Genomic DNA, 24403 nt, shown 5'->3' with positions numbered 1-24403 from the left:
AGCATTTCTTTCATGTGCACTTTTGAAGATAGCTTAAATAACAGCTAGTAATTGTATAAACGGAACACTGCTCCTTTTAGTCGTCTTTGTTGGCACAAGCTCGCCGTTCGTGCAATTATACTTTTATGTTAAAAGAGTACAGTAGGTTTAGTTGCTAGTTTGAGCTGGCTTGTGCTGGCGCGAGCTTGTAGCTCGTGCCTTTTCTTTTCCACGCAGCTATATCTTCAGCCAAATAGCAGTACGAGCTACAAGCTCGCACTAGCGGGGACTAAATGCAGCTACACCCTATCAAGTCTATTTCATCATGCCATAGGTACACGACTTTGTTGCCCATCTTCATCAGCAATCCTCTGGATGGAGTTTCCAGTTTGTTGTTAAGCGGGAAAGTGTCAGCATAAACAAAGTATAGCCCTTCTACACCTTTTAAAGAAGCAAAGGTTTTCTCTTGGTCAAAGCTGGAAGGGCAATCACCGCAATCAGGCTTGAGTTGGTTAATAAAAACTGCGTCAATCTCAGGATAAATTTTGTAGACTAACTCTAGGTTATACTTGCTGCCAAATAAAATGCGGTCATTACTGTTAAACGGTGTTGGGTCTAGCAGGTAATTGTAGTACTCCAGACACTCTCCGGTGTAGGTGCCAAAATTTTGCAGCTGTGTTTTTACAGATTTTTGTGCTGTGAAAGTATAAACAGAAGTGTTCAGCCTTTTGAAAAGAGTATCGGCAAAAGATTTGTGGTAAACTAGTTTAGGTTCAGTGTTAGTTAAGACCTCTGTTTTTATACCATATCGGTTTAAGAGGCTTCTTTCTTTGGAAATGTCTTCAAATGAATTGCTGGAGGTATCGTGTATAGGAGAACCTATGACTCCCAATTCGCCTTCCGCTAACCTGAATATTGGAAAAAGCAGCTGATCAGGCGCCAAAATTTGACGTTCCTCTGCCGGTGTTTGGCGCAGATATTCTTTCAGTGCTAAAAGGAATTTCTTGTTTTGCTCCGGCAAGTCAGGATTAGCTAGTGCCTTTGCTAAAACATGTTTTTCAAAGTAATCGGCTTTGCTAGCATTAAGTTTATTCCACTCTGCCCAATATTCTTTACACATTTTAGCCATCTGCTCATAGCTAGCCTTGTTGTGTGTGTTTGTAGCTATTGGCTGTAGCTCGGGCTCTTCTGCCACTATAGGAATAGAGGCAGTTCCCAGTTGTTTTTTGCCCTCTTCAGCGCAGGAAAATGTGGAAACACACCAAAAGGTAAGAGCGAGGTATTTTAAGCTGGATTTCATATGTGCCACTAAGTATAAATATCTTACAATATAGTAAAATAGGCATAAAAAAAGCAGCCCCAAATGGAGCTGCTTTTCATTTATCTACAACACAAGTATAAAGTCTTGTGTCTAACGTCTAAAATCTAGCGTCTCAAAATTACTTCAAGCTGCCGATCATATCTTCCGGCTTCACCCACTCGTCGTACTGCTCGTTGGTTAGCAGGTCAAGGGCGATAGCTGCTTGGCGAAGCGTAGTGCCTTCTTTGTGGGCTTTCTTCGCAATTTTAGCAGCGTTGTCATAACCGATGTGCGGGTTCAGGGCCGTTACCAGCATCAGTGAGTTTTCGAGGTTCTCTTTAATGCGGGCTGTGTTTGGCTCTATACCTACCGCGCAATGCTTGTCGAACGAGTCGCAAGCGTCACCGATCAGTTGGGCGCTCATCAGCAGGTTGTAGATCATCACCGGCTTAAACACGTTCAGCTCGAAATGGCCGTTCATGCCGCCCACCGAAATAGCCACGTCGTTACCGATCACTTGTGCACAAACCATGGTCATGGCTTCAGCCTGTGTAGGGTTTACCTTGCCCGGCATGATAGACGAACCCGGCTCGTTTTCAGGTATAAGGATCTCGGCTATACCTGAGCGTGGGCCAGAAGCCAGCAAACGGATATCGTTAGCGATCTTCATCAGCGATACTGCCAGTTGCTTCAACGCGCCAGAAGTTTCCACGATAGCGTCGTGTGCGGCAAGTGCCTCGAATTTGTTAGGAGCTGTGATAAACTGATGACCAGCAAACTCAGAGATCTTCTCGGCAACCAGCACATCGTAGCCAGCCGGTGTGTTCAGGCCTGTACCTACCGCAGAACCGCCAAGGGCCAGTGTGCTCAGGTGCTCTAACGTGTTGCGAAGTGCCTTCATGCCATAGTCCAGCTGGGCTACGTAGCCCGAAAGCTCCTGACCCAGTGTAAGTGGCGTGGCATCCATCAGGTGTGTACGGCCTATCTTCACTACATCCATGTAAGCTTCGGCCTTGCTGTTAAGCGTGTCGCGTAGCTTCTTAACCAATGGTAATGTGTGCTCTACTACTTTCTTATAAGCAGCGATGTGCATGGCCGTTGGGAACGTGTCATTAGATGACTGCGACTTGTTTACGTCGTCGTTCGGGTGTATTTTCTTCTTCTCATCCAGTAAATCGCCACCTAAAAGTACGTGCGCACGGTTCGCCACCACTTCGTTCACGTTCATGTTCGACTGCGTGCCCGAGCCTGTCTGCCAAACTACCAGCGGGAACTCATCAGCCAGCTTGCCTTCCAAAATCTCGTCGCAAACTTTACCAATGATTTCGGCTTTTTCCTGAGCCAGTACGCCCAACTCGGCGTTGGCAAAAGCAGCCGACTTCTTAAGGATAGCAAAAGCTTCGATCACCTCTTTTGGCATCAGCTGACCGCCAATCGTAAAGTTCTCTTTGGAGCGCTGTGTCTGAGCACCCCAGTATTTGTCTGCAGGCACCTCTATCGGGCCCATCGTGTCTTTCTCTACGCGAACTTGCATATCGTTTATACTTAGGTTTAAAGGATCAGTTTATTTGCGGCAAAACTACAAAAAATATTCTTCTTCGTTCCGTATCGCAGGTATACTTCATGCAGGTATAGCCCCAGTGTTTACCGGACTACCCGTTTGCCCGACTGCTCGGCCAATAAGGCGATCATCTCCAGCGGCACCGGCTTGAGGTAAGTCGTATTAAATGAGGTTTGGTCATCAAAATTGATCAGGTATGCTCCCTCCTCCCCCATGTAGTGAATGCTTTCGATAACATGATGCGGATAAGTGCGCTCTTGGTTGAGCAGATTTACGATCTGTACCTGGTTTTCGTCAATGTTGATGTGCCAGCGCATGGCAAACCAGGCCGCCACCAGCGACAGGCCTAGCATCACGCCAAACAAAATACTGTAAGTCCGGGTGGAGCGTATACCTTCCTGCTGCTGCATGTACTGTTTGTACAGTTGGTAGTCGCTGCCCAGCAGGGCACGCTGCGAGAGGCGCAGTGGCAGCATGGCCAATGTTAAGCCGAATAGCAGCCCAGGCGCAAATAGAGCTCGGAAGTTGGGCGTGAGCACATACATATGCTTAGAAGACATGTGCAGAATGCTTGAGAGCATGGCCAGGGCACCGGCACAGAAAACAGATAGTATACAGGCGAATAGGTAGTACGCAATGGTCAGATGCCATTCTTTTTTCTGAAGGTACTTAGCCTCGTCAGTGCTCAGGTGCTGTAACTTGCCTGCCGGCGACATCTTGCGAAGTGCATAACGTACCACTGGAAGCAGAATAGCCACTGCCGCAAAACTAATCAGCAGACTCTTTAAAATCTCTATCATAACAATAACGTATGGCTGTAAAATTAATACGGTATTCTCAATATTGCGTCATCTATAAATTGTATCTCTCCGGGAAGCGGTTGTGCCAAAAGTGTCTTGAAGTTTAGCATTGTACTGATCTGAAGCGCACAGGGCAGCAAAAGCACATAATAAGCTTCAAAAGATTGCACCGGAAACTTTATTTTAGCTATTTTTGATCATATAACTGTTGAACCGAATGCTGTTGCAGGTCGTTTATTTTGCTTCGATGCCGGTTCTTTATTCTGAAGCAGGCTGTTTATTTCGTTTATGAAATTTTCCAAATTGGTGTCATTCATCCGGGATTACCTCATTGCCATAGCGTCTTTCCTGCTGATTTTCCTGGTTACTATCTTCATCTATTCTGAAACCAGAAAGAAAGCGCTGGAACGGAACGAGAAGTTATTCGAGATAAAGGCCGCGCAAATCACGCAGGACCTTGAACTCCGCATGCGCGACTATGTGCAGATCCTGATCGGGGCTAAGGCCCTGATTGTGGCCTCTGACACAATCAGCCGCAAGGATTGGCAAAACTATTATGCCACACTCAAACTAGAAGAGAGTTATCCCGGGATTCAGGGGGTAGGCTATAGCCATGTGGTGTTGCCGGAGGAAATGCCACGTCACCTCCGCCAGATTCGGGCTGAAGGCTTTCACGATTATGACATTCGTCCGGAAGGAGAGCGTGACTTTTATACCTCTATAATTTACCTCGAGCCCTTCAACGAGCGTAACCAACGGGCTTTTGGCTTCGATATGTTCAGCGATTCGGTCAGGCGCTCCGCTATGAAGATGGCACGCGACACACGAAAGCCCGCCCTGTCAGGAAAAGTCAGGCTGATGCAGGAAACCGGCGTTGACGAACAGGCGGGGTTTCTAATCTACCTGCCTGTGTATAAAAACAATGCAGAACCCGAATCTATAAAAGAGCGGCAGCGACTGATCAAAGGTTTTGTGTACAGCCCTTTCCGGGCCAAAGACCTGATGGTGGCCACATTGGGCGATAGTTTCAAAGACCTCGACATTGAGGTATACGATGGTATTAACTTAGGCAAAAACGATTTGCTATACAGTACCGACAGTGTACTGCACTACCATGCTTCAGAAAAAAGGGAGCTTGATATGCTGAGCACCCTTAATATCGGGGGACATACCTGGCGCATTTACTACTCTGCCAAGCCATCGTACATGCGCTCCGCCGATACCGAACTGCCCTATTTCATATTAATGGGTGGGACGATCATCGGCTTGCTTATGTTTTTCATTATCTGGTCTCTCATAAACACGCACCGATCAAACAACCTAAAGCAGATTATTACAGATAATGCTACAGCTGCACTCTTTATGATGGATGCTAGCGGATATTGTACTTTCATGAACCCGGCTGCCGAAGAGATGACGGGCTTCACGTTTGATGAGATCAGAAAAAAGCCGCTTCACGACATGATCCATCATACGCATCCGGATGGAAACCCATACCCATTGGAGGAGTGCCCGCTTGACAGGGCATTGCCGACAAACAATAACATGCGGGCCCACGAAGATGTGTTCATCCGCAAAAACGGAGAGTTTTTTAGTGTAACGGTTGCCGCCCATCCGATTTTCAAAAATGGGGTGCCAATGGCCACGATCATCGAGGTGCGGGATATTACCGAGGAAAAGCGTGCACAGCAGGCTATGATTGAAAGTGAGGCCCGCTTCCGTACCATGGCCGACAACGCTCCTGTAATGATCAGCATTCTTGACGTCTGGAAGCAGAGCGTGTACGTGAACAGGCAGTGGCTTGATTTTACGGGAAGCACGTTTGAAGATAGCATCAACTTCGGCTGGCAGAAGATCATCCACCCACAGGATTTGCCCGCTTTTGAAGATATGTATACCTCGGCGCTTGCGAAGGAGGAAGGCTTCCGGGTGGAGACCCGCATGCGCCGCCACGATGGGCAATACCGCTGGATGGTAGCGACCTGCACGCCTCGTTTTGGGGCCAATGACGAGTTTCTGGGGCACATCAGTTCTACAATCGATATCACCGATATAAAAGAGGCCGACCGCAAAGTAAAGCAGAATGCCGAGTTGCTGCAGAAGCTGTTCTTGGAAGTGCCGGCCCTGGTAGGGCTCGTGCGCGCCTCTGATAAGCGGTACTTGCTGGCCAATCCCTTGTACCGAAAACTCTTCGGCAACAGGCAGCTGGTAGGCAAGCGCCTTGACGAGGCCCACGCCGATCTGGAAATGAAAGGCCTGCTAGAGCACCTAGAAGGAGTGTTTGAGTCTGGGTTGCCGTTTGTAGGTAAAGAAATGCCGCTTATAGCAGACGGACGTGATAATGGCAGCGTTTCGGAAAATTACTTTAACCTGGTGTTCCAGCCGCTCATGGACAGCAAAGGCAAGGCGGAGGCCGTGTTGATCTTTGCTGTAGAGGTAACCGAACTGGTGCAGGCACGCACCAAGCTGGTGTCGGCCAACGATGAGCTCAGCTACAAAAACACGGAGCTGCAGCGCATCAATAACGACCTGGATAACTTCGTCTATACCGCCTCACATGACTTGAAGTCGCCTATCGCAAACATGGAGGGGCTTACCAGCCTACTGTATGATATTTTGGAGGGTAAGCTGGAGGAAGACGACAAGCAGGTGCTGGACATGGTGTCGGACTCTATCAACAAGCTGAAGCAGACCATCGCGGATTTGGCCGAGATAACCAAAGTGCAGAAAGAGCTGCATGCCAAGGTAGAGCCGCTCGCATTTGAGCAGGTGCTGCAGGATGTGATAGCCGACATTGATGGGCTCGTAACTGAGTCGGAAGCGAATATAGAGGCCGACTTCCAGGTAAGGGAGCTGCTGTACGCCCGCAAAAACCTGCGCAGCATCGTGTACAACCTGGTGTCAAACGCCATTAAATACCGGTCGCCGGAGCGCCTGCCTTCGGTGCGCCTAAGCACTCATTTGGATGGCGAATATGTTGTGCTGCAGGTGCAGGACAATGGGTTGGGCATCAAAAAGCAGCATCAGCACAAGCTATTCTCTATGTTCAAGCGCCTGCACAACCACGTGGAAGGGACAGGCATCGGGCTCTACATCGTGAAGCGCATCATTGAGAACAATGGGGGCCGCATCGAAGTGGAAAGTGAGCTGGGTCAGGGAACTACCTTCAAAGTATACTTCAAGCAGGAGCCTGTGGCGGTGCCGCAAACCTAACAGGCCGCTATATCATAAAAAGAGGCGCTATCCCGGATTGGGTAGCGCCTCTTTTGTATTAACTGGTTGCTTTTAGAAGGTATAGCCCAGCGCAAGGCTCCAGGTATTGAATTGAAGATCCTTGTTTCCGTAGCCATAGTCGCTTACAGAAATTTCGCGGTTGAAGCGAATGTCTGCTGATAAGGCATTGCGCTGTACCCCGGCACCAGCCAGGTAGCCTATCGCGTATTTTTCAAGCGTGATTTCAGTGATATGGGTATAGCCGGTTTCATAAGTGACCGTGTTTCTAAAATTCTTTGAAAGAGCCAGGCCATAGCTTAGGCCGGCATTCAGGTAGGGTTGCCACCCCTCCGTGCGAAATCTGTACTTGAGCAGAACAGGTAACTGCAGGTAGTGCGCGTCCAGCTCCATGGTACTTTTGTAGTACCAGTCATGAGGCTGGTTGTGTTCGTAAAAGCTTTTGGCTCTGCGGGAGGTATAAAGCAGCTCTGGCTGAAGCGAGAACTTTTTGCCTTGAAAGCCAAAGTTGAAAAAAATGCCCCCGGTTATACCTGTCGCCCAGTCAAAATCGTGGTTGGAATGTATTCCTGTCTCAAAGTGGTAGTTTGGCTTGAAGGCAGACGCCCCTACCCGCAACCCCCATCGGGTCTCTAGTCTGGACTGTTTATGCAGGATTATGCTCTTCTGTTCCGCGTGGGAGCACTGGTTATAGGTATGCACCAGCTTAGCTAAACCAGTGAGGCTATACCTATACCGGTGGTTTTTCAGTGCGTCGCACTCTTGCAGCATGGCAGCCAGGGTGCCGGCGTAATAGTTTTTGTGCAGTGGCACGACCGCCTGTTGCTGCTTTTGCAGAAAATACTCATAAGAAGGGTGAAAGTTCTGGGCGTAATAAAGCTTGGCAGGCCCATCCACTACCACCTTCAAAAAAATAGTACGCGTCTTCTCGTCCACCATGACCTCCCGCGATTCAAATCTTAGGCTGTCGTCCAAACCATAGCCCTTTATATCGGCCGCATTATAGGTTTTAGCCGTATTGCCCTGCTGCTTGAACTGTATTTCATAAAGCATTTTGGCTGCACTGTTTAAAAGCACCTCTCCCCGTAGCGTGTCGGAAGAACCTGTGACCAGGTATGCGGGTTGCAGCTTTTGGGCTTTCACAGTAGTAAGGCTTACCAACGTCAGCAGTAGGCCAAGGATAATGTAGAGGGTTAGTTTCATAGATAGTATAGTTGTTTACAAATATATAGATTACGTTTTCATTGTTGGATAATGTCACTGAGCGCATTGTCAAAAAACTGCAATCCGGAAGGCCTCAGAGCACTGAATATCCCTGTAATCTGCGTATCTTCGTCCTATGGCCAAGATCAAAACATCCTATTTCTGTCAGAACTGCGGCGCACAGTCAGCCAAGTGGATCGGCAAGTGCCCAGCCTGCGGCGAGTGGAACACCTATGTGGAGGAAGTGGTGCAGCGCGAAGAACTCACGCCGAGCAGTGTCTGGAAAGTAGGCAATACCAGCACTTCGGCCCAGGTGGCCAACAAGCCCAAACCCATAGCCGACATCAGCTACCAGGAGCAGCTGCGCATCCAGACACAGGACCAGGAGCTGAACCGGGTATTGGGCGGCGGTATCGTGCCGGGCTCCATGGTGCTCATAGGCGGTGAGCCAGGTATAGGAAAGTCAACATTAATGCTACAGATCGCGCTAAGCCTGAGCGGGTTCCGAGTGCTCTATGTAAGCGGCGAAGAGAGTGAGCAGCAGATCAAGATGCGGGCTGAGCGACTCATGGCCCAAACCTCCGACTGTTTTATCCTGACTGAAACCAGTACCCAAAATATATTCAAGCAGATAGAGCAGCTGCGTCCACAGGTGCTCGTGATCGACTCCATCCAGACGCTGCACTCCTCTTTTATAGAGGCGGGTGCCGGCAGCGTGAGCCAGGTGCGCGAATGTACGGCTGAACTGCTAAAGTTTGCCAAAGAGAGTGGCACCCCGGTTTTCCTGATCGGGCATATTACCAAAGAGGGTAACCTGGCCGGGCCAAAGATCCTGGAGCACATGGTAGACACGGTGCTCACCTTCGAGGGCGACCGCCACATGACTTACCGTATCCTGCGAACCACTAAAAACCGCTTTGGCTCTACTTCAGAGCTTGGTATTTATGAAATGCTGGGCACTGGCCTACGCGAGGTAAGCAACCCTTCCGAGATCCTGATCTCACAGCGCGAGGACGCCTTCAGCGGTATAGCCATCGGGGCAACACTGGAGGGCAACCGGCCCCTGCTGATAGAAGTGCAGAGCCTGGTGACGCCGGCCACTTATGGCACGCCACAGCGTACCAGCACCGGCTTTGATGCCAAGCGCCTGAATATGCTGCTGGCCGTTTTGGAGAAGCGCGGTGGGTACAGATTGGGTGCACAGGATGTGTTCCTCAATATCGCAGGTGGCCTCAAGGTAGAAGATCCTGCACTCGACCTGGCAGTTTGTGCGTCTATCCTATCCTCTTTTGAGGACATCGCTATACCTACTATTGCTTGTTTTGCGGCGGAGGTAGGCTTGGGCGGCGAAGTGCGGGCAGTAAACCGTATCGAAAACCGCATCACAGAAGCTGAGAAACTGGGCTTCCGCGATATTTATATTTCAAAGTATAACAAGAAGGGGGTCGACCTGAGCAAGTTCTCCATAAACGTCCATGCATTCGGGCGATTGGAAGAAGTTTTTGCCGCACTTTTTGGATAATTTTGTGCTTAAAACAGGATGCAGTTTTACCTTTCTCATAAAATAGCCCAGAAAGTGGGAAGTTGGAATTTTAAGCTATATACTAGGTGTTCAAGACGCTAGCTGCCAAAATTGTAGCTAATGCTGAGATGTAAATACCAGCATTTTATTGTACCCAAAAATATAGTTTATAGTACACTTATACCCGCTTACCCCTATGAGACGAATGCTGCTTTTATCGCTGGCACTAATGCTGACGGTATACCCTTCTTTTGCACAAAACAAAGTTGTGCTGAAGGGGAAAATACAAAAAAACCTAACCGAAGAGGTCACGCTAGCATCACTTCCCTCGCCGCTTCACCCGGAAGAGCGACAAACCGTGGCGCGTTTGGAGAAAGGAGAGTTTGTGCTGGAAATGTCGCTCACGGAGGCAGGTATAGTGGAGTTCATACACGGCGGTGAATCGGTGCCTTTATACCTGGAACCTGGGTATGAGATGAGCCTGAGCTTTACGGCAGGTAAAATGCTGAAAACCTTGAAATTTACGGGGAGTGGCGCTAACGAGAACAGCTATTTGACGCTGCACTCCCTCCACTTTGACGAAGAGGAGGACTACCAAACGCTTCCTGACAACATCAAACTGCCGGAAAGTGAATTTCTGAAATTTCTGGCTTACCGCAAAGAAGACCAACTGAATACGTTTAAGGCGCAAACAGCGAAGTATCCCGTCAACGAAAACTTCAGAAAGCTGATCATGGCGGAGATTGAGTACAGTTATGCCAACGACCGGCTCACTTTCTATGACCTGCGTAATCGGGTAATACTCAACAATAAGTTGACTCCTTCTGCTTCCTACTATAGTTTTCTGACGAAGCTGGATATGAAGCAGCCAGCTAGTTTACAGTGCATCAGCTTTCCGACCTTCCTCCGCAATTATGTAGACTTCCTGGCGCGGCAGGCCAATTTAATTCCGACTGATAAGCACTACTTCAGGAAGGTGTTCGACCTGGTAGGGCAGCAGCTTGACGGTGAAGCCCGCCACATGGCGCAAGCCCATGTTATCCGGCAGTCGCTGCAGCAGGGCAATGTGCTGCACGTGCCTGCCATGCTGCAGGATTTTGAAAGTAACGGAGGAGCGCCAGCCGTGCATGCCTCGCTCAACAGAAAGCTGGAAAGCTATGGTGGCTTAGGTGTAGGAAGCACCGCCCCAGAGTTCAGCCTGAAAGATGTGAGAGGAGACACCGTATCGCTCAGCGATTTCCGTGGAAAGATTGTTTACTTGGGCTTTTGGCGCACGGATTGTGGCCTGTGCCTGGTAGAGCAGCCCCATGCACAAGAGCTTTTCCGGAAACTGCAGGGCTATGACGTAGTAATGATCAATATTGGCGTAGAGGACGATGAGCAGACCTGGCGTCGCGCAGTGGAGTCAAGGGGGCTTAGCGGAGTGCAGTTATACCTCAAAGGTCAAGAGGCCGAGTTGGTGAAGCAATACGGCCTGCGCGATGTGCCCGCCTACTTTCTGATTGACGAGACAGGAAGCATCATCAGTACAAAGCCACGAAGGCCGATTGACAGGGAGGCCGAGAAGGAAATCCTGCAGCATGTGATGAGCAACAGGGCATCTGTTAAATAGTTGCCACTAAGCCGAAAAGCAAAGCCGACTGGAACCCGCAACGGGTCAGTCGGCTTTGCTTTTTAGAAGGTGTCCCGTTCTTTGTGTGTGCCTTAATAACCGTGGATTTGTTTGGCTCGTAATTAAAGTCCTAGCCCCCGACACCGCAAGGGGATTGGTTAAGGAATGATTTTACGGATATCCAATTCATTTAACAGCTAAAAAAATATGGCATTAATCAACAAACGGGACATTGAGAAACTACTCAATGTTCAGAGCAACACCGAAGGCGCACTTTGCATCTCCATTTACATACCCACACACCGTGCCGGACACGAGACCCTCAACGGTCAAGACCACATACTCTTCAAGAATAAAATTAGGGAAGCCCGGACGCTGCTGGCCAAACATGATGTGCCTGAAAATGAGGTTGATGCATACCTGAAGCCAGCCGAAGAACTCTTGAACGATAACGGTTTCTGGCGCCATCAGGCAGAAGGTTTGGCCGTGTTCATCACAAAGGGCTTTTCGGCACACTATACCCTGCCTATCGCCATGCCTGATGTGGTGTATGTGCTGGATCAGTTCTATTTCACGCCCGTGTTACCTATACTTAGTCAAAACGGCCGTTTCTTTATTCTGAGCCTGTACCGTGAGAAAATAGGTTTCTATGAGGCCACCATCGATAAAATCAGGCAGATCGACATTAGCTCTTTCGTGCCAGACACCATGAACAAAGCCCTCAAGTTCGACATCAAGGGCAATGACCAGGATTTCACAAATTCCACCGCCACTGTAAACGGCTCCAACATTGTGCACGGCCCAGGCAGCACCAAAGGAGACGAAGAACATGAGCGTGTCAGGGAGTTTATGCTGGAGATAGACAACAGCCTGCAGCAGATACTCCACAACGAAACGGAGCCGATGGTGCTGGCCGGTGTTGATCATTACTGTGGCATTTACCGCAACATCAGCAAGTATAAGCACCTGGTACCGCAGAACATCAACATCAATGAGAATGGCGATGTCGCGAACATGAAGAGCCTGCACACAAAAGCACTGGATGTGGTGCGGCCACTCATGCAGCAAAGCCACACCGACTCGCTGAGCCGTTATGAGAACGTGGCCGGTACGGGCGTAACTTCCGAAGATATCGCTACGGTGGCCGCTGAAGCTGTGCATGGTCGTGTAGACACGCTCTTTATAGCACCGAGCAGCCCGGTTTGGGGCCGATACGACGCCGAGAGTGCGGCAGCCGAAGTGCATAAAGACTACCAGCGCGGCGATGACGACCTGATCAACCTGGCCGCCATCAAGACGCTTTCGCAGGGTGGTAAAGTGTTTGTGAGCAGTTACAATGGCCTGGCAGAGGCAGGTGAATCTGGTGGAAGCGTGAAAGCCCTTTTCCGTTACTAGGATTTGTTTTGGCCGTTAGCGCCATAAAGTATAATTTAGTGGGGCAGCCTTTTCGGCTGCCCTTCTTTTTATACCTGTAGATGAAGCTCCACTTATCTGACAAGCTCAATTTCCTGTCGAAACTGACGCCGCTGCGCATGTTCAATGCGTTGCAGGTGGTGGGCAGCTACTGGTATTCGCGTATGTCGCGCAAGCCATGGCATTGGGGCGACCCGCTCAGCATTTCGTTTGAGCCCACTACCTCCTGCAACCTGCGCTGCCCCGAATGCCCCAGTGGCCTTCGCTCCTTCACCCGGCCCACAGGGATGCTGCAGAATGAGCTGTTCAAGGAAACCATAGACCAACTGCACAAGCGGCTCCTATACCTGATCTTTTACTTCCAGGGGGAGCCATACCTGCACAAGAGCTTTTTGGAACTGGTGAAATACGCATCCGACAGAGGAATCTATACCGCCACTTCTACCAACGCCCACTACCTCGACAGTGAGACGGCCCGCAAAACGGTGGAATCGGGTCTGGATCGCCTCATCGTGTCGATAGACGGCACCACACAGGAGACTTATGCGGCCTATCGCATTGGCGGCAAGCTAGACAAAGTGCTGGAAGGCACGCGGCAGGTTGTAAAGTGGAAGAAGGAACTGAAGTCCCGCACGCCGCATATCATGTTCCAGTTTTTGGTGGTGCGCCCCAACGAGCACCAGATTGACGACGTGAAGGCGCTGGCGGAGGAACTCGGCGTAGATGAAGTCGTATTTAAGACGGCCCAGATTTACGACTATGAACAAGGCTCGCCGCTTATACCTACTATCGACTATTACTCCAGGTATAGAAACAACGGCAATGGGATATATTCTATTAAGAACAAGTTGCTCAACCAATGCTGGAAGATGTGGCACTCCTGCGTCATCACCTGGGACGGACTGGTCGTGCCCTGCTGCTTCGACAAAGACGCTGAGTACCGCATGGGCGATGTGAAGGCGCAGACCTTCCGGCAGGTATGGCATAGCCCCGGGTACAACCAATTCCGTAAATCGCTGTTACAGTCACGGGAAGAAATAGAAATGTGCCGCAACTGCACAGAAGGTACCAGAGTTTGGGCCTGAGAACCCTGAAAAAGATGTGAAACGATACTGAAGCTTATATGAACGACATTAATAAAGCGCTATCACTTTTATTGAGCAAACTCGAAGACTGGGGAGAGCACCTGATCCTGATGCTGCCAAACCTTTTTGTGGCGCTCATCCTGCTCATTGTTACTTTTTATGTGGCCCGCGTGATCCGCGATGGCCTGGATAAGGTAATCGTCCGTTTCTCGCACAGTCCGGCGCTGAACAATCTGATCTCGACGTTGATATACCTGGCTTTGCTGATGGTGGGCTTCTTCTTCGTGCTCAGCGTGCTGCAGCTCGACAAAGTGGTCGTCTCCATACTGGCTGGTGTGGGTATCATTGGTTTGGCATTGGGCTTTGCCTTCCAGGATATAGCCGCCAACTTCATTTCGGGTGTTATCATTGCCGTGCAAAAGCCGTTTGGCGTGGGCGACATGATCGAAACGAACGACTACTTCGGGATAATAGAGCGGGTTACGCTGCGCACCATCGACATACGCAAGCCCACGGGCGAACTGGTGAAGCTGCCCAACAAGATGGTGTTTGAGAATCCGGTCACGAACTTCTCTGTAAACGGTATCCGCCGCATCGACCTGGATGTGGGCGTATCATATGGCGAGGACCTGGAGCGTGTGCAGCAGATCGTGATAGAAGCACTGCAGGATGTGAAAAACCGCGTGAAGACGAGAGACATTGAAGCGATGTACGATGCCTTTGGAGACAGCTCCATCAATTTCAAGGCTCGTTTTTGGGTAACTTATAGTCGGCAGGTGGATTATGTGTCGGCTAAGAGCGATGCCATTATCAAGATCAAGAAAGCCTTCGACCAGAACGATATCATGATTCCGTTCCCGATCAGAACGCTGGATTTTGGTATAAAGGGAGGGGAGAAACTAAATGAGCACCTCGAAAGCCTGCAGGCGCAGCTAAAGAATGGACGTGGCTTGGGAGAGAACTAAGCCACAGGTATAGCTATAAACAGAAAGGGCCGTCGATGCGGCCCTTTCTGTTTTATTTGTCTTTCTTATCTAGGTCTTTCCCAAGGTCCTCCAGCTGCTTTAGGAAGTCATCCACCTTCTCGTCGGCATAAGGGCCGTAGGAGTTGGAGATAGTGCCTCTCAGGCCAGTGCTGGTTTCTACGGCATACAGAATAGACATGTCGTCCGGGTTGCTTTCGCCTTCGAAGCGATAAAAGTCCACAATGCGAACCTGGTCTGGGCTAAAAGTGTGTTTATCTTCCAAGGTGCAAAGTTTGCCTTCACCCGATACTTTAAAGTCATAGGTATAGCCGTCTTTGCGCAGTCTGTTCAGCACATTGACAAGTGATCTTTCTTCTACTTTATCTTGCATAGCGTTTAGTTTTAAGGGATACTCTGTTTAAGTATAGAACTATACGCAAAATCGGACTTTGGATATAAAAAAGGGGCTGGAATAATTAAGGACATCAGGCATGACAGGCTTGTGCATGCCCTTTCGGAGAGGGTAACAGGTATAGCTCACGCCATCCGAAACAGTTTCCTATACCTTGGTTGCTATACCTGAAAAACGGGCTGAGCGTATAAAGCGAAAAGCTAGACCGCTTTCTTTTCGAGCTCTTTCTGGATCTTACTGAAATCGATGGCCGAGCAGCTGCCGCAGCCTTTGGCGCAGCCGGCATGCTTGTTGGGCATAAAGCTGCGGTAGAGCACCCAGCCCATGTAGGCTACCGCTGCCGCGAAAATCAGGAAAATAAGGATGTGCTGTACCATACGCTCTATCAACTACACAAATTTACAAAAAGTTTAGGGAAGCTGTTCTTTCCAGTGCTCGGCAATGGTGTCAAACATTTCCTGGTGGATGTGGCCGTTGCTGGCCACGATCTCCCGCCCGAAAACATAGTCGCCGTCCTCCGTGAACTTGGAGACACGACCACCGGCCTCCTGCACAATAATGGCGCCGCCTGCCACATCCCAGGCGTTAAGGTTATACTCAAAAAAGCCCTCAAAACGGCCGGCAGCCACATAAGCCAGATCCAAGGCAGCAGACCCCAGCCGGCGCACGCCATGCGACTTGCCCATAAAGCTGCCCAGTACCTGCAGGTACTGCTGCGTGAGCCCAAACTCATAATAAGGGAAGCCTGTCGCGATGAGCGAGTCTTTCAGACCAGCTGCCGGAGATACCTTAATCGGGTTGTCGTTCAGGAAGGCTCCATCCCCTTTAGTGGCATAGAAGCACTCGTCCTTGTTGATTTCATATACAATGCCCAGCACTACTTCATCGCCGTCGAGCAGTGCCACACTAATGGAGTAGAGCGGCAGGCCGTGGGTGAAGTTGGTTGTGCCGTCCAGTGGGTCGATGATCCAGTTGAAGCGCTCGCCTTTGGTGTTGTCGGTTTCCTCTTCGGTGATGAATCCCGCCGCTGGCAGCAACTCCCGCAAAGCTTCCACGAGTTGTTTCTCTGCCTCCTTGTCCACGTACGACACCAGGTTGTTGAAACCCTTCATTTCCACTTTGTCCCGATCAAAATTGGCCGCCTCATGCTTAATAAAAGCCCCTACTCTTCTGACGATGATATTGGCATTCTGGCAAAGTTGCTGCAGGTTCATATTTTCTCTTTCACTTTAGTTTGACTGATCGGGCTGCTATGGGTCTTGGCAGCCCAAACCATATACGCTGCTCTCAGGCCAAGGGCTAACACAACCGGGAAAACAGCTGCATGCAATTGCTGCGGCCAAACGAACCACAGCAGAAGCGTCAAGCCTGCCAGCAAGGTTGTGGCCAGCAAGTATTTTTCTACCCAGTTGGGCAATACCCGCATACCTACAAAAGCCGCGGCTATAACGTGTGTTGGCAAGGCCCACAGCAGGTTGTAATTATTGGCAGCGGCCTGATGGTCCGTTGCAAACCATAGCAAGAAAAGCAGAACACCCAACAGACCTACCACTAAGAAGAAGAAGATGTCGAAGGTGCGGCTACGGGTTTTTCGCTTGAAATCGAAGAATGTGATAACCAGTACTATACCAAAAAACAGCCACCAAACCAATACGGGTCCAAATAAGCTAGTGGCCGATGCCGGTGGAGGCGTGTTCTGGAAAATCACCTGCGGCTCTCCTACTAATGGTACCCGCGCACCGCTTTGCGCAATTGTGGCGCTGGCAAAGCCTTCGGATAGGTAGTCTGGCAGGAACATGTATTCATAAGCCTCTGCCTTACGGTCGATTGGCGCCCCGAGGGCCAGGTCTATCCCGAAATCGGACCAGGGCTGCGGAGGCAGGTATAGGTCGATGATGTTACGGAAACTCATGTCCTCATCCATGTGCGCGATGTTGAAAGCAACCTGGTTTGGGAAGGTGGCCTCTATGCCGTCGCGTATGCGGGTGGCGCAGTTATCGAAGAAGAAGTCGTAAAGGTAAAAACGGTTTTCGGGCAGGTAATTATTTGTCAGAAACTGCCAGTACTGTTGCTTCTGCTCCTCGGTGAAGTTAAGTTGCTGCTCATAGATAGAGCGATTATCCTGCGTATAGCTGTAGGCAAAATCCTGGAAATAGGAAATTGAAAGCTTGTAGTTGAGCTTGCCCCGGATAAATTTGAGGTAGAAGCCCGGCTCATTGAAGTCGAAAGTACCATAGTTGAACACGATGTCCAAGCCAGTGGCCGGGTCGTTCACGCGCACAGCACTGTGGCCGAAAATGGCATACAGCTCATCGCCGGGAGAGCAGGTTATCAAACTGATCTTGGCTACTGGTGACAGCTGTGAACCCTCAAACTGCGCCTTCGCCTGCAACGTTAGCAGAAGGAGCGTCAGCAACACGGCCAGCTTTTTAAGGTATAGCTTCATGTTTTATGTTTCGCATCGGAACGCGATGGATACGTTTTTTATAAAATTAATAGTGCTCTAATATGATTCAGCTGTTTCCCGCTGACCGTCATGGTGATAGTAGCTTATTTCGCCCCAGCCCCTGCCAACACAAGCACAAATTCACCCTTGATGGCTTTTGTTGTAAAGATCTCGATCAGCTCGTCTAAAGTACCGTTGATGGTTTCTTCAAACATCTTGGAGATTTCACGTGAAACAGATACCTCGCGGTCACCACCGAAGTACTCTTTAAACTGTGTAAGTGTCTTGAGCAGACGGTGCGGCGATTCATAGAAAATCATGGTGCGCTCCTCCTGGGCCAAACTAATCAGGCGCGTCTGGCGTCCCTTTTTTAGTGGCAGGAATCCCTCGAAGGTAAACCGATCGGTACTGAAGCCTGATTTAACCAGTGCTGGCACAAAGGCAGTGGCACCTGGCAGGCACTCTACCTTCAGCCCGTTTTTCAGGCACTCTCGCACGAGCAAAAATCCGGGATCAGAAATTCCGGGCGTGCCGGCATCCGAAATAAGCGCCATCACCTCACCGGCCTTCATGCGTTCTGCCAAATGGGCGCTGGCTTTGTGCTCGTTGTGCAGGTGGTGACTGTGCATGCGCTTCTCTATACCCAGATGCTGCAACAGCTTGCCGCTGGTGCGGGTGTCTTCGGCCAAAATCACGTCCACTTCCTTCAGCACACGAATAGCTCGCAACGTAATATCCTCCAGGTTGCCGATAGGTGTCGGTACCAGGTATAGATTGGTTTTTTCAGGTTCCTGCATGTAGCAAAGGTATTACTTAATTATCATTTCATCGGCTACCTGGTCGATGCGGCTGGCCAGTTGCTTGTCCTTGTCCGTTACGGTATTGCCGGCATCGTGCGTGGTGAGTTCGATGTCTACCTTGTTGTACACATTGCTCCACCAGGGGTGGTGGTTCAGCTCTTCGGCTATGTCAGCCACCCGGTTCATAAAGGCCATCGCCGCCCTGAAGTCTTTGAACTGAAAGCTGCGCGTGAGTTTGTTGTCTTCTTCTTTCCACATAAGGAGTAAGTCAGGTATAGTAAAAGGTATAAACGTCTAAAACCAACATAGGATTGTCAGTCAAAGTAACTACGCCAAAAATGGCGGCGTATAGTAGAAACTGCCAATATGCGGCGAACACCTAAAACTATGAAAACTATGGCAAACAAACCAAAGTCAGTGCCTGCACAGAAGCAGGAAGAGCAACCTGGCAAAGAGTATAAAATGACCCCACAACCCGAGTACATTCGGGAGAGTTACAAAGGCAGCGATAAGCTGAAAGGTAAAAAAGCCCTGATTACAGGCGGCGACAGCGGTATAGGACGCGCAGTGGCCGTTCACTTCGCCCGCGAAGGCGCCGATGTGGCGATCGTGTACCTCAACGAAGACAAAGATGCCAAAGACACACTCAAACTGATAGAAAAGGAAGGTCGCAAAGGCCTGATCATCGCCGGTGACATTGGGGATGAAGCCTTCTGCAAAAAAGCCGTGAAGCAAGCCGTGAAAGAACTAGGCGGGCTGGATGTGCTGGTAAACAACGCCGCCGAGCAGCACGAGCAAACCGACCTCAAGGACATCACAAAAGACCAGTTGCAGCAAACCTTCCAAACCAACATCTTCGCGATGTTCTACATTACCAAAGCAGCCCTGGAGCACATGAAAGAAGGGAGCGCCATCGTCAATTCCACATCCGTAACCTCTTACCGCGGCAGCGACCACCTCATGGACTATGCCGCTACCAAAGGGGCCATCACGGCTTTCACCAGATCGCTGTCGGGCAATCTGGCTGAAAAGAAAATCCGGGTAAATGCCGTGGCGCCAGGACCTATCTGGACGCCGCTTATACCTGCATCCTTTGGCGAGAAGAAGGTGAAGGAGTTTGGGCAGAATGTGCCCCTTAAACGTCCGGGGCAGCCTTCGGAAGTAGCACCGGCCTATGTGTTTCTGGCCTCGGAAGACGGCTCTTACATGACCGGTCAGGTAATCCATGTAAATGGGGGTGAGCAGGTGGGTAGTTAATCCGGCTAAACCATCGCATCGGAAATGGAGTAAAAACAGGTATAGCTTCGCAAGGGGCGCAATAAAGACAAAACTATGGAAAACAAAGAAAACGATAAGCAGAACCAAACCCAGCCAAACAATGGCAATGGTCCAAAAGACAAGCCAGTGCGTGTGATCGAAGAAGACACGACAGCTCAGGAGTTTAGTGCCGGACACATTATACCGGGGGCTAATCCACCCAAGAACGAGCATCAGCGTGGTGGTTTCGGTAACCGCGACGGCAAAGAAGGCTTCGGCAGCGACACTGCTTCCGAGGGCCCGTCGGCTACCGGTGTAAACGACTATGCCGACGATGGCACGCCACCGCCAGACAACATGCGTACCGAAGACGAAGGTCGCGGTACCTGATTTGAGGAGAATTGAACGTTACGACAGGTATAGCTGCCCACAGGTATAGCACCAGGGCAACTTGCCCATTTTTATCATTATCTTAAAAAAAGGAGAACACATTATGCCATCATATAAGCATACCCAGCCCGGTGGGGCTAATTCAGGAAACCCAACCGGCAAGGGCCAAGACAAAGCCGGCGGCAAACCAGTGGATCCAAATGATGCCACAAGAGCCGAAAACGAAGACCTGGAAAAGAAGTATACCGTGGACGATGCGGATAAAACAGGAGCGAATGTACGCACCAACAACCCAAACCGCCACTATAACAAACCAGGTATAGACAATAACAAGTATAACTAAGCAACAGATAATCAACTGGAATAGCACCTGCTTTGAAAACAGGTGCTATTTTTTTAGCATTTTCAAACCGACTCAGACCAGACGCATCCCGCCATGGCCCGATACGCGATCAGTGACATACACGGCTGCGCCCGCACCTTCAAAGCGCTTGTGCTCGAGCAGCTGCAACTCAATAAAACGGACGAGCTATACCTGTTAGGCGACTACGTTAATAAAGGGCCGGATAGCAAAGGCGTAATAGATTTCATCCTGCACCTACAGAAACAACACTATCAAGTAAATTGCCTGCGCGGCAACCATGACCAGATGCTGCTAAAGGCTGCCTCTAAGGGCGAAGCGGCTCTCAACCTTACGGAGCTGGAAAAGCGGATGGTGCTCCAAAGCTTCGGTATGCACGACTTTAAAAAATTGCCCCCCGTTTACGCTAACTTCATCGATTCCCTCCCCTACTACCTCGAACTCCCCGACTACTTCTTAGTGCACGCCGGTTTCGACTTCAATCAGGACGATCTATTCAGGGATAAAGAAGCCATGTTGAATATCCGAAATTATAAAGTAGACCCAACCCGCCTATCTAATAAACGACTGGTGCATGGTCATACCCCAGTCCCTTTGCATGCAATCAAAAAGAGTGCTATTCACCAAAACCAAAAAATGAATCTGGACGCTGGGTGCGTTTACTACAAAAACGCAGCATTTGGTAACCTGGTGGCATTGGATTTAGACTCAAATTTATTGCACATACAGTGCAATTTGGATCGACCCTATTCGGTTCGCAGAAAAAGCTGATAACTAGCTGATTACGCATGATGTAACGAAAGAGCTAGGGAGCCACACTAGACTTTTTAAATAAAAATCAGTGATACAGAAAATAATAATTTAAAAAAAGAACAAGAAAATTATAGAATATTGATTGCTTATCTTTAATATTGCTTTATATTAATAATGTTTTACACCAATTGAGTAAAACAGCAAAATAATAATCCAAAACATCTTAATAGTTTCTGAGCTGCCTCAAGACAATTTTTTATTTATTGGCTTTTAAAAATAAATAATTGAAACTGGGTTGAAGCAGCTTAGTCATAATTCAATAATATGCTTAGTAAAGCATATTATGTCGCTTTCCGCTTATTTATGGCTATCGCCATAAAATCATGCTTAACCTGATTTTTTAAATATTCACGCCCTAACTCATGAAACACTTTTACAACACAAACACCATCGTGTTATTAACACGATTCGCTACTAAAGCCCCGGGAGCGGCGATGGGTAGTAAAATCTTCTCGGTACTGTTACTAAGCTTCTTCCTGCTGGTGAGTGGGGAGATTATGGGGCAGAATGATGTTACAATTACAAGCATAGGCCCTCAATGTGCAATAGTTAATCAAGAAATAACAATAGGTGGCAGTGGATTTAAAACGGGTAATAATAGTTCTAGAGTAGAAGCTTTAACAGCTGCAACAGGGGGAACATCGTTAGGAGAAATTGCTGCAACGTCAATCTCAGCGACCCAGGTTAAATTTGAACTGCCTCCAGCTTATATGGGTAATGGAGCATCGATTTGGATCAGAGTCGTTAACCCTGCAGGTAACAGTGGTACATTTAATAAAAATTCAGGTTTGTTGGAGCTTAAGCTAAGCGCATCGGCTCCAACATCCGTAACTTCTACTCCACTTTGTGGGCAAGCCTCGATAACAGCTGCAGGTGCCGGTACAGGGCAGAGCTACCGCTGGTATACGGTTGCGACGGGAGGCACGGCAATAGCCGGGGTAACTGGTGCGACTTACACTACCTCGACTCCTGGCGACTACTATGTTTCCATTGTGAACAATGGAACAGATTGTACCACTGAGAGTGCTAGAAGAGCAGTTACGGCCACAACGAACCCTATACCTGCAGCCCCAACGGTAACCAACGCAAGCCGCTGTGGGCCAGGCTCTATGACCATGACGGCATCAGGTGCCGGGACAGGTCAAAGCTACCGCTGGTATACAGTTGCGTCGGGAGGCGCAGCAATAGCAGGAGCCACTGGTGCAACCTACACCACCTCGACTCCAGGCAACTACTATGTTTCCATCGTGAACGACGGAACGAGCTGCGAGAGCACCAGAACAATGGTTACGGCCACCGTGAACGCTATACCTGCAGCTCCAACAGTAACCAACGCAAGCCGCTGTGGGGCAGGCTCTATGACCATGGCGGCATCGGGTGCCGGGACAGGTCAAAGCTACCGCTGGTATACGATTGCGTCGGGAGGCGCAGCAATAGCCGGGGCAACTGGTGCGAACTACACCACCTCGACTCCAGGTACCTACTATGTCTCCATCGTGAGCGACGCAGGTTGCGAGAGCGGTCGATCGGCGGTTACGGCCACCGTGAACGCTATACCTGCAGCCCCGACTGTGACCAACGCAACAGTTAGCCGCTGCGGAGAAGGCGAAATGACCCTAACCGCTTCCGGTGCCGAATCTGGACAAATCTATCGCTGGTACAACCCGAGCGGCGATGTAATAATTGGGCAAACGGCAAATACATATATCACCTCAACTGCAGGAAATTACGCAGTTTCCCTTGTGAACAGTGCAACAAATTGCGAGAGTGTTAAAACGGCAGTTACAGCGAAAATAAAGGAGTTAGTTGATTTAACAGGAGGCAATATCACTATCAGCACCGATCAGCCTAATAATAAGTTGGAGGTGGGTCAGCCAGCCAGGTTTGAAGCTATGTCAGAGATAATTGATAAAAGCGATGCCGACACATATTTCTGGCAGTTTACCTATGACGGAATGACCTGGGAAGGTGCTCCTGGAGCAAGCACAACAAGTCCAATATATACTAACTCGTCTATGCCTGCTGGATTCAGAGGTGTGCGCGTGGATATCAGGCCCCGTCAAGAAAATGTTTGCTATAGTAATCTGAGTGCAAGTGGTGTCCATATGATTTCTAACATGCAAATCGCTCCGCTTCCGGTAGAACTTGTTTCGTTTAAAGCGCAGCCCCATGCACAAGGTGTAAACTTAACATGGGTGACAGCTTCTGAATTAGGGAACAAAGGCTTTGAAGTGCAAGTCTCAACCAATAGCAAAAACTTTACTACAGTAGGGTTTGTGGAAAGCAAAGTAGGCACTACCTCCATCAAACAAAATTACAGCTTCCTGGATACAAAGGCAGCAGCGGGCACGCGTTACTACCGCCTCAAGCAAATCGACTTAGATGGTAAGTCTGAGTACTCCGCTATAAAAGCCGTAGTGCTTGGTGGAGGTACTGGTACAGTTACAGCCTATCCTAACCCATTTGAGGATGTGGTGGTTGTGAAGCTGAACGGATCAGAAACCCGTAAAGTAAGTCTATTATTGACCAACTCCATTGGCAAAACGGTTCTGGCCAAGGAGGAGGAAGCTGCTGGCAACACTGTAACACTGGATACCTCAAGCCTAACTGCTAAAGGAGTTTATATTCTGCATGTGGTAGACAATGGCAGCCAACATGCCTTTAAGCTTATAAAGCGATAGAGAAGGCTTATCATTACAACAAAAACGAGCTGCTTATTTATAGGCAGCTCGTTTTTGTTTGTGCTTACTGCATCGGTCTCTCTCCTTATCTGTCAGGATTCAACAACTATTTGCTTGGTATACGCCGGTTTCAATCTCCAATAGGATAGTCTGTTCAAGTATAAACAAGGTATAAGCGAATACTGCCATTATGAAGTTGGCCGGACCACATTGACTGTTATACAACCGATACATAGTCCAACTATTCTTCACAAGATCTAAATGTGTGCTATTTGTTTAGCTCCACCAGTAACCTAAATGCAGGAAGCATCGGCTATACTAAAGCTACCCACAGCATCTTCATGTTATTGTATCTACGTTTTAATTTATTGCACATATAGTGCAATTAAGATATGTCTACTCAGCAGTCAGAAAGCATTGATAATTAAATGAATATATCTTTAGATTTAAAGAAGTTAAGCAAGTGTAATAGGTTTTTTCAGATTAAAAGCTGTTATAAAATTTAAAATAGTTTAAAAAAAGCATAATAAAATTATAGCTTTTCGGATATGAATTCCTTAATATTGCTTTAT

At 49.0% G+C, this 24403-nt stretch carries 21 protein-coding genes and 1 pseudogene; 12 read left to right on the top strand and 10 right to left on the bottom strand.

What is annotated here, in order from left to right; all coding sequences use genetic code 11:
- Window positions 1–268 precede the first annotated feature (268 nt).
- The 3 genes from H9Q13_RS09540 to H9Q13_RS09530 all read right to left on the bottom strand — a co-directional run bounded on the left by H9Q13_RS09540 (window position 269) and on the right by H9Q13_RS09530 (window position 3640).
- Window positions 269–1279: a hypothetical protein gene (locus H9Q13_RS09540; protein WP_191183566.1), complete on the bottom strand. Its 1011-nt coding sequence runs from the start codon at window positions 1277–1279 to the stop codon at window positions 269–271.
- A 139-nt stretch (window positions 1280–1418) separates the two neighbouring features.
- Window positions 1419–2813 (bottom strand): class II fumarate hydratase, encoded by a 1395-nt coding sequence (fumC, locus tag H9Q13_RS09535; protein ID WP_191183565.1) that lies wholly within the window; start codon window positions 2811–2813, stop codon window positions 1419–1421.
- Window positions 2814–2923: 110 nt separating this feature from the next.
- The gene (locus H9Q13_RS09530; RefSeq protein WP_191183564.1) at window positions 2924–3640 is read right to left on the bottom strand and encodes a hypothetical protein; all 717 of its coding nucleotides are present in this window, start codon (window positions 3638–3640) and stop codon (window positions 2924–2926) included.
- Window positions 3641–3928: 288 nt separating this feature from the next.
- Between H9Q13_RS09530 and H9Q13_RS09525 the strand changes: the two genes are divergently transcribed.
- Window positions 3929–6853, top strand: coding sequence for a CHASE domain-containing protein (locus H9Q13_RS09525; RefSeq protein WP_191183563.1), 2925 nt, complete (start codon window positions 3929–3931; stop codon window positions 6851–6853).
- Window positions 6854–6925: 72 nt separating this feature from the next.
- On the opposite strand, the gene H9Q13_RS09520 is transcribed toward H9Q13_RS09525, so the two are convergent.
- Complete coding sequence (locus tag H9Q13_RS09520) at window positions 6926–8074, bottom strand: porin family protein (RefSeq protein ID WP_191183562.1); 1149 nt, start codon at window positions 8072–8074, stop codon at window positions 6926–6928.
- Window positions 8075–8210: 136 nt separating this feature from the next.
- Between H9Q13_RS09520 and radA the strand changes: the two genes are divergently transcribed.
- From radA to H9Q13_RS09495, 5 genes are all read left to right on the top strand, one after another.
- Window positions 8211–9596, top strand: a complete 1386-nt coding sequence (gene radA / locus H9Q13_RS09515; RefSeq protein ID WP_191183561.1) for a DNA repair protein RadA — start codon at window positions 8211–8213, stop codon at window positions 9594–9596.
- A gap of 196 nt (window positions 9597–9792) precedes the next feature.
- Entirely contained in the window at window positions 9793–11208 is a 1416-nt protein-coding gene (locus H9Q13_RS09510) for a TlpA family protein disulfide reductase (RefSeq protein ID WP_224744191.1), read from the top strand.
- A 207-nt stretch (window positions 11209–11415) separates the two neighbouring features.
- Window positions 11416–12603 (top strand): baeRF7 domain-containing protein, encoded by a 1188-nt coding sequence (locus H9Q13_RS09505; RefSeq protein WP_191183560.1) that lies wholly within the window; start codon window positions 11416–11418, stop codon window positions 12601–12603.
- 80 nt (window positions 12604–12683) lie between these two features.
- Window positions 12684–13706: an SPASM domain-containing protein gene (locus H9Q13_RS09500; RefSeq protein WP_191183559.1), complete on the top strand. Its 1023-nt coding sequence runs from the start codon at window positions 12684–12686 to the stop codon at window positions 13704–13706.
- A 38-nt stretch (window positions 13707–13744) separates the two neighbouring features.
- Window positions 13745–14671: a mechanosensitive ion channel family protein gene (locus H9Q13_RS09495; RefSeq protein WP_191183558.1), complete on the top strand. Its 927-nt coding sequence runs from the start codon at window positions 13745–13747 to the stop codon at window positions 14669–14671.
- A gap of 52 nt (window positions 14672–14723) precedes the next feature.
- Here H9Q13_RS09495 and H9Q13_RS09490 read toward each other — a convergent pair whose 3' ends face one another.
- From H9Q13_RS09490 to H9Q13_RS09465, 6 genes are all read right to left on the bottom strand, one after another.
- Window positions 14724–15062 carry a hypothetical protein gene (locus H9Q13_RS09490; protein WP_191183557.1) on the bottom strand — a complete coding sequence of 113 codons (339 nt, stop codon included), beginning with the start codon at window positions 15060–15062 and terminating at the stop codon, window positions 14724–14726.
- Between the two features lie 221 nt (window positions 15063–15283).
- A complete protein-coding gene (locus tag H9Q13_RS09485) occupies window positions 15284–15460 on the bottom strand; it encodes a FeoB-associated Cys-rich membrane protein (protein WP_191183556.1) in 177 nt (58 codons plus the stop codon).
- Between the two features lie 33 nt (window positions 15461–15493).
- Window positions 15494–16297, bottom strand: a complete 804-nt coding sequence (locus H9Q13_RS09480; RefSeq protein ID WP_191183555.1) for an inositol monophosphatase family protein — start codon at window positions 16295–16297, stop codon at window positions 15494–15496.
- Window positions 16294–17529, bottom strand: a complete 1236-nt coding sequence (locus tag H9Q13_RS09475; RefSeq protein ID WP_191183554.1) for an Lnb N-terminal periplasmic domain-containing protein — start codon at window positions 17527–17529, stop codon at window positions 16294–16296. Before H9Q13_RS09475 ends, H9Q13_RS09480 begins: the two co-directional genes overlap by 4 nt.
- 104 nt (window positions 17530–17633) lie before the next feature.
- Window positions 17634–18326 carry a 16S rRNA (cytidine(1402)-2'-O)-methyltransferase gene (gene rsmI / locus H9Q13_RS09470; protein WP_191183553.1) on the bottom strand — a complete coding sequence of 231 codons (693 nt, stop codon included), beginning with the start codon at window positions 18324–18326 and terminating at the stop codon, window positions 17634–17636.
- A 12-nt stretch (window positions 18327–18338) separates the two neighbouring features.
- Window positions 18339–18587, bottom strand: a complete 249-nt coding sequence (locus tag H9Q13_RS09465; protein WP_191183552.1) for a 4a-hydroxytetrahydrobiopterin dehydratase — start codon at window positions 18585–18587, stop codon at window positions 18339–18341.
- Window positions 18588–18716: 129 nt separating this feature from the next.
- On the opposite strand from H9Q13_RS09465, the gene H9Q13_RS09460 reads away from it, so the two are divergent.
- The 6 genes and pseudogenes from H9Q13_RS09460 to H9Q13_RS09440 all read left to right on the top strand — a co-directional run bounded on the left by H9Q13_RS09460 (window position 18717) and on the right by H9Q13_RS09440 (window position 23831).
- The gene (locus H9Q13_RS09460) at window positions 18717–19586 is read left to right on the top strand and encodes an SDR family oxidoreductase (protein ID WP_224744190.1); all 870 of its coding nucleotides are present in this window, start codon (window positions 18717–18719) and stop codon (window positions 19584–19586) included.
- Window positions 19587–19661: 75 nt separating this feature from the next.
- Entirely contained in the window at window positions 19662–19976 is a 315-nt protein-coding gene (locus H9Q13_RS09455; RefSeq protein ID WP_191183550.1) for a hypothetical protein, read from the top strand.
- 103 nt (window positions 19977–20079) lie between these two features.
- Window positions 20080–20319: a hypothetical protein gene (locus H9Q13_RS09450; protein ID WP_191183549.1), complete on the top strand. Its 240-nt coding sequence runs from the start codon at window positions 20080–20082 to the stop codon at window positions 20317–20319.
- Between the two features lie 93 nt (window positions 20320–20412).
- Window positions 20413–21108, top strand: a complete 696-nt coding sequence (locus H9Q13_RS09445) for a metallophosphoesterase family protein (protein WP_191183548.1) — start codon at window positions 20413–20415, stop codon at window positions 21106–21108.
- Between the two features lie 404 nt (window positions 21109–21512).
- Window positions 21513–21902 (top strand): annotated as a pseudogene (locus H9Q13_RS18240) (IPT/TIG domain-containing protein); the annotation flags it as partial.
- 39 nt (window positions 21903–21941) lie between these two features.
- A complete protein-coding gene (locus H9Q13_RS09440; protein ID WP_224744210.1) occupies window positions 21942–23831 on the top strand; it encodes an Ig-like domain-containing protein in 1890 nt (629 codons plus the stop codon).
- The last annotated feature ends 572 nt before the right edge of the window (window positions 23832–24403 follow it).

The organism is Pontibacter aquaedesilientis (genome assembly GCF_014773225.1).
GTDB classification, from domain to species: domain Bacteria; phylum Bacteroidota; class Bacteroidia; order Cytophagales; family Hymenobacteraceae; genus Pontibacter; species Pontibacter aquaedesilientis.
Note: the sequence above shows the minus strand (reverse complement) of the source record. Positions and strands in the feature narration are given on the sequence as shown.

Coding starts and splice junctions, on each gene's coding strand:
- H9Q13_RS09540 (WP_191183566.1), bottom strand. CDS start 1,279: ATGAAATCCAGCTTAAAATACCTCGCTCTTACCTTTTGGTGTGTTTCC.
- fumC (WP_191183565.1), bottom strand. CDS start 2,813: ATGCAAGTTCGCGTAGAGAAAGACACGATGGGCCCGATAGAGGTGCCT.
- H9Q13_RS09530 (WP_191183564.1), bottom strand. CDS start 3,640: ATGATAGAGATTTTAAAGAGTCTGCTGATTAGTTTTGCGGCAGTGGCT.
- H9Q13_RS09525 (WP_191183563.1), top strand. CDS start 3,929: ATGAAATTTTCCAAATTGGTGTCATTCATCCGGGATTACCTCATTGCC.
- H9Q13_RS09520 (WP_191183562.1), bottom strand. CDS start 8,074: ATGAAACTAACCCTCTACATTATCCTTGGCCTACTGCTGACGTTGGTA.
- radA (WP_191183561.1), top strand. CDS start 8,211: ATGGCCAAGATCAAAACATCCTATTTCTGTCAGAACTGCGGCGCACAG.
- H9Q13_RS09510 (WP_224744191.1), top strand. CDS start 9,793: ATGAGACGAATGCTGCTTTTATCGCTGGCACTAATGCTGACGGTATAC.
- H9Q13_RS09505 (WP_191183560.1), top strand. CDS start 11,416: ATGGCATTAATCAACAAACGGGACATTGAGAAACTACTCAATGTTCAG.
- H9Q13_RS09500 (WP_191183559.1), top strand. CDS start 12,684: ATGAAGCTCCACTTATCTGACAAGCTCAATTTCCTGTCGAAACTGACG.
- H9Q13_RS09495 (WP_191183558.1), top strand. CDS start 13,745: ATGAACGACATTAATAAAGCGCTATCACTTTTATTGAGCAAACTCGAA.
- H9Q13_RS09490 (WP_191183557.1), bottom strand. CDS start 15,062: ATGCAAGATAAAGTAGAAGAAAGATCACTTGTCAATGTGCTGAACAGA.
- H9Q13_RS09485 (WP_191183556.1), bottom strand. CDS start 15,460: ATGGTACAGCACATCCTTATTTTCCTGATTTTCGCGGCAGCGGTAGCC.
- H9Q13_RS09480 (WP_191183555.1), bottom strand. CDS start 16,297: ATGAACCTGCAGCAACTTTGCCAGAATGCCAATATCATCGTCAGAAGA.
- H9Q13_RS09475 (WP_191183554.1), bottom strand. CDS start 17,529: ATGAAGCTATACCTTAAAAAGCTGGCCGTGTTGCTGACGCTCCTTCTG.
- rsmI (WP_191183553.1), bottom strand. CDS start 18,326: ATGCAGGAACCTGAAAAAACCAATCTATACCTGGTACCGACACCTATC.
- H9Q13_RS09465 (WP_191183552.1), bottom strand. CDS start 18,587: ATGTGGAAAGAAGAAGACAACAAACTCACGCGCAGCTTTCAGTTCAAA.
- H9Q13_RS09460 (WP_224744190.1), top strand. CDS start 18,717: ATGAAAACTATGGCAAACAAACCAAAGTCAGTGCCTGCACAGAAGCAG.
- H9Q13_RS09455 (WP_191183550.1), top strand. CDS start 19,662: ATGGAAAACAAAGAAAACGATAAGCAGAACCAAACCCAGCCAAACAAT.
- H9Q13_RS09450 (WP_191183549.1), top strand. CDS start 20,080: ATGCCATCATATAAGCATACCCAGCCCGGTGGGGCTAATTCAGGAAAC.
- H9Q13_RS09445 (WP_191183548.1), top strand. CDS start 20,413: ATGGCCCGATACGCGATCAGTGACATACACGGCTGCGCCCGCACCTTC.